Origin of the sequence: Kitasatospora sp. NPDC057518 (assembly GCF_042802075.1) — a bacterium.
Taxonomy (GTDB): Bacteria; Actinomycetota; Actinomycetes; order Streptomycetales; family Streptomycetaceae; genus Kitasatospora.
Genome location: NZ_JBHVEU010000589.1, coordinates 1 through 4,614 on the forward strand (window position 1 = coordinate 1; position 4,614 = coordinate 4,614).

A 4,614-nucleotide genomic window follows, 5' to 3' on the forward strand; every position below is an offset into this window, starting at 1 on the left:
GGCGGCGTCGACCCGCTGGGAGAGCGCGGGGAACGGGTGGCCCTCGGGGAGCTCCGTCCAGAGGCGGTGCAGCACGCTGGTGCGGACCCACCAGCGTTCCGCCGTCAGACGGGTGACGGTCAGGGCGAGCAGCGGCGACGAGCGTGGTGCCCTGCCCTGTGGACTGCCGGAAAAGGTGTTGCTCGCGCCCCCGGGCCCCGTGGCACCCTGACCCGGTGCTCAACACGCTCCACCCCACAGACCTGACCTGGGACGACGTCGACCCCGCCGACCACCCCTTCGACCCCGCCTCGGTGGCGGGGGTGATCCGCTCCCTCGGGCCGGCGCGGCGGGTGCCCTCCCGGCTGGACCCGGCCATCGATCTGACCAGGGTCAACTGGGCCTGGGAGGTGGCCAAACCCTGGTCCGACGCCATGACGCACGTGCTGATGGAGCGCTACGGCCGCTGGGCGGCCGGGTGGCGCTGGTCGCTCGGCGAGGGGGACGTCGACGGCGGGCCGGTCGGGAACTGGTGCTGCGGATCGCACTCGATCACCACCCCGGAGCAGACCCTCGACCGGGTCGTGGCGGCGCTGTGCGAGTGGCGTGACTGGCTGGAGCGGCTCGCGGAGTGGTTCGAGGCCTACCCCCTGGACCCGGAGACCCTGGACGCGGACCGGATCCTGTGGGAGCGCGCCGCCCGCAACCTGATCCTGCAGGTGGCCGACCGGACGGGTGCCGAGAGCGGCTGGTACGGGCACTGCCGGCAGGTCCTGGAGTGGTTCCTCGGCTACTGGGGCGTCGCCCCCGAGCCGGCCGAGCGACTGGTTCGACAGGCGGTCGGCGGCCGGTTCAAGAGCTGGACCGCACCCGACACCGTCCTGGCCGATGAGGTCGCGGAGCGACTCGTCGGCCCACTGCGTCCGCAGGACATTTACTGGTCGCCGGACCCGGGCGAGCTCCCGGACCACCTGGAACGCTGGCTCGCCGTGCGCGAGAGCGTGCCGTGGTCGGACGGCGCCGACGGCGAGGACGGCACGGACAGCGGGCCGGTGACCCCCGCCCGCGACGGAGCGGCGGAGGACTTCCGCTTCTTCGACGCCGCCGTGGACCCCGCCCGCGCCGCCGGCCTGCTCACCGCACTGGAGCTGGTGCGGGCCGACGCGGTGCGTGGTGCCGTGCTCGACTTCGAGCTGCTGCGCGGCTGGCAGCAGCACGTGCTGGGCACCCCCGAGCCGCCGCCGCTGCGCACCCGCCCCGCCTTCGCCAAAGGCGGCGAAGAGCGCTACGGGATCGGCCCGGATACCCGCGCCCGCCTCGACGCCTGCCTGGCGCAGGCCGCCGACGGCCGGATCCCGCTGGCCGCGAGGGCGGCCCGGGTCTACCTGGATGTCTGCTTCTTCCACCCGTTCGACGACGGCAACGCCCGCGCCGCCCTGCTCACCCTGCTGTTCGTGCTGGCCCGCGCAGGCGTCACCCTCGACTCGGTGCTGCTCATCCGCCGGTTCGGCTACCGGGCCGACGACCCGCACGACGCGCTGAGCCTGTGCCGCTCCGTCGAGATCCACCTCAGGCAGAGCCGCGCCGCCGCTCAGTGACCGGCGGCAGTTGACACGGGGCCCAGTGGGGGCTGCTACAGGTCCGCGAGCCAGGGGTGCCCCGGGTGTACGCGGGCGAGCAGGCCGGTCAGGGTCTCGCGCTGAGCCGGGGTCAGGTGCGGGACGGTCGCGTCGAAGTCCGACTGGTCCTTCTCGCGGACGTGCTTGGCCTTGAACAGCAGGACCAGTTCGGGGGCCAGGTACGGGATGCCGTCCCGGGTGTGGTGGATGATCTCGCGGTAGGGGAGCCGGATCGTCTCGTCGCGCCGGCAGATCCAGGTGTCGCCGTCGTGCGGTTCGCGGAACACGTCGAGCAGGTAGTCGCCGGTGGCCGGATCGCGGAGCCAGGTCTGGTGGACGGCGGCCAGTACCTCCGGCGCGGCGTCCGCCCAGATCCGGCCGCTGCCCGCCGCGTCGAAGGCGTACCCGGGGAAGCGGTCGCGGACCTCGGGGAAGCCCGCGGCCGGAATCCCGATCTCGATGTCCCCGTGGGCGCGCGTCCGCCTGCCGCGGAACAGGTCCAGCGCCCACCCTGCGGCCACGTACCAGGGCGTGCCGATCCCGGCCAACCGCTGCGCGACCTCAGCCGGGGCCCAGCAGGACGACCACCTGGCGGGGAGGGCCTCGATGTCGTCGGGGGACAGTTCGACGCCGCCGTCGGGTAGTTGCTCGCTCATCGCTGGAACCTATCAGCGGAGGGCCCGCCGTGGCCGTGGGCGGCGTACGTCCCGCGACCGCTCCGCTCTGCCACGGCCCCGCACGGCCCGTCAGCTCACGGGCCGCCGCGCCCAGAACAGGACGTGGCCGCTGTCGCCCTCGGGGACGAACTCCTCGTGCGCCACCTCCAGGCCGGCGCGCAGCAGCCAGGACCGGTTGGTCGCCGCGTCCGCGTGACTCCACCACATCGCGGCCCCGCCGCCGAGCCAGTTCTTGTCGGTGCCGGTCCAGGCCTGGTGCCCGGTGGTGACGAGGAGCCAGCCTCCCGGCCGCAGCCACGAGGCGATCCGCCCCAGCAGGGCCGGCTGCTCCCCGACCGGAATGTGGATCAGCGCGTACAGGCAGACCACGGCGTCGAAGGTCCCCGGCGGGAACGCCAGGGTCGTGGCGTCCGCCCGGATGAACTCGGCCTCCGGCACCAGCTCCCGTGCCCGCCGGATCTGGACGTCGCTGATGTCGACGCCCGTGACACGGCGCCCTGTTGCGGCGAGGGACCGGGCCACGGGGACTCCGGTCCCGCACCCCACGTCCAGCACCGTGCCCGCTTCCGGGAGCCGCCCGAGCAACTCCTCGATCCACGATCCGTACTTCGTCTCGCTGTTGAACGCGCGTTCGTAATGCGCGGACAGCAGGTCGTATCCACGCCGGACCAGGTCCTTCGGGTCTTCGTCATCCACAACGGCGCACCGTAGCCGTCCCTGGCCGGCGGAGCGACAGTATTTCGGCTGCCGCCGGTCTCGACGGGTGCCCTCCTCCCGGCAGCGTTCTGGAGGCTGACTGTGCGTGCCGGTGGTGTTACGCTCCCAGTAAGAGAGAGTCGACTCTCACTTGTCGGTCGGAAGGGCACTCGTCCGCCCTGGTCCGGACGGGCAAGGAGAGCACGGCTCCGTCAAGCGTTCACTGCTCTTGTGGCCCTTCGGCCGGCGAGGAGAGACCATGACCGCCCCCGCACCGCAGTTACCCTTCGAGCGCCCCAACGCCCTGGACCTGGCGCCGCTGCTCGCGCGCCTGCGCGAGGAAGGCCCGATCGCCCGGGTGACGACACCCGCCGGCGACCCGGCCTGGCTGGTGACCCGCTACGAGGAAGCCCGGGAGATCCTGAGCGACACCCGGTTCTCCCGGCTGCGCCCCGACACCGAGGGCGCCCCGAGGATCTCGTCCTCGGCGCTGCACACGCGCCCCGCCCCCTCGCCCGAGGAGGAGGACCGGGAGCACACGCGGATGCGCCGGATGCTGGCGCCCGCGTTCAGCGCGCCGCGGATGCGGCGGCTGGGCGAGCGGATCGGGGAACTCGCCGCGTCCTGCCTGGACGCGATGGACGAGGAGCGTTCGGGAGATCCGCGACGCGCCGTCAACCTGCACGACCACCTGTCGTTCCCGCTGCCGGTGATGGTGATCTGCGAGCTGCTGGGCGTGCCGGTCGAGGACCGTGGCCTGCTGCGCGGCTGGTCCGAGCGGATCGCCGCACTGTACGGCGGGGCCGACGGGGCCGCCGCCATGGCCGAGTTCGAGGCGTACGTGTCCGCCATCGCCGAGGAGAAGCGCAAGCGGCCGGGCCAGGACGTGATCAGCGACATCCTGGCCGTACAGGCGCAGGACCCCTCGTTCACCGAGGAGGAGATGGCCCGCCTGGCGGTGGGGCTGCTGTTCGCGGGCCACGAGACGACCTCGGCCCGGATCGACCTGGGGGTCCTGTTCCTGCTGAGCGACACCGGTCGGCGGGACCGCTTCGCCGCCGACCCGGAGGGGTCGGCCCGCGCCACCGTGGAGGAGGTCCTGCGGATGGCCGCGCCCGGCGCCCTGGGCCTGACCCGCTACGCCCGCGAGGACGTCACCCTCGCGGGGACGGCGATCGCGCGGGGCGAGGCGGTGCTGGTGGCGATCAACGCCGCGAACCGGGACGGGCGGGCGTTCGAGGAGCCGGACGCCTTCGACCCGTCGCGTTCCCCCAACGCGCACCTCGCCTTCGGGCACGGCGGCCACTACTGCATCGGCAACGCGCTGGCCCGCACCGAGATGCAGATCGCGCTGACCGCGCTGTTCCGGCGCTTCCCCGGCCTGCGGCTGGCGGTGGACGCGCACAGCCTGCGCGACCACTCCGAACGGCTGGCGGGCGGCCTCGGCGAGGTCCCGGTCCTGTGGTGAACGGGGAGCGGCAGCGCGAGCGGCCCGCCGCGCGGGTGGTGGCGGACACCACGCGGTGCGTGTCGTCGGGGCAGTGCGCGGTGACCGCGCCGTCGGTGTTCGACCAGGACGAGGCCGGGCAGGTCGTCGTGCTCGCCGCCGAGCCCGTCGGACGGGCGGCGGAAGAGGCCCGGGA

General features: G+C 73.7%; 5 protein-coding genes. 3 read left to right on the forward strand and 2 right to left on the reverse strand.

Features of this window, described 5'->3' with window-relative positions:
- Nucleotides 1-215 precede the first annotated feature (215 nt).
- Nucleotides 216-1,577, forward strand: a complete 1,362-nt coding sequence (locus ACFU7Z_RS36630) for a Fic family protein (protein ID WP_380782380.1) — start codon at nucleotides 216-218, stop codon at nucleotides 1,575-1,577.
- 35 nt (nucleotides 1,578-1,612) lie between these two features.
- Here ACFU7Z_RS36630 and ACFU7Z_RS36635 read toward each other — a convergent pair whose 3' ends face one another.
- Both ACFU7Z_RS36635 and ACFU7Z_RS36640 read right to left on the reverse strand, forming a co-directional pair.
- Complete coding sequence (locus ACFU7Z_RS36635) at nucleotides 1,613-2,254, reverse strand: nucleotidyltransferase domain-containing protein (protein WP_380782382.1); 642 nt, start codon at nucleotides 2,252-2,254, stop codon at nucleotides 1,613-1,615.
- 90 nt (nucleotides 2,255-2,344) lie between these two features.
- Nucleotides 2,345-2,971 carry a class I SAM-dependent methyltransferase gene (locus ACFU7Z_RS36640; protein ID WP_380782384.1) on the reverse strand — a complete coding sequence of 209 codons (627 nt, stop codon included), beginning with the start codon at nucleotides 2,969-2,971 and terminating at the stop codon, nucleotides 2,345-2,347.
- Nucleotides 2,972-3,230: 259 nt separating this feature from the next.
- On the opposite strand from ACFU7Z_RS36640, the gene ACFU7Z_RS36645 reads away from it, so the two are divergent.
- Both ACFU7Z_RS36645 and ACFU7Z_RS36650 read left to right on the forward strand, forming a co-directional pair.
- Nucleotides 3,231-4,439 carry a cytochrome P450 gene (locus ACFU7Z_RS36645; RefSeq protein WP_380782386.1) on the forward strand — a complete coding sequence of 403 codons (1,209 nt, stop codon included), beginning with the start codon at nucleotides 3,231-3,233 and terminating at the stop codon, nucleotides 4,437-4,439.
- On the forward strand, nucleotides 4,433-4,614 hold a 182-nt coding region (locus tag ACFU7Z_RS36650), incomplete at its 3' end, for a ferredoxin (protein WP_380782388.1). The genes ACFU7Z_RS36645 and ACFU7Z_RS36650, both read left to right, overlap by 7 nt.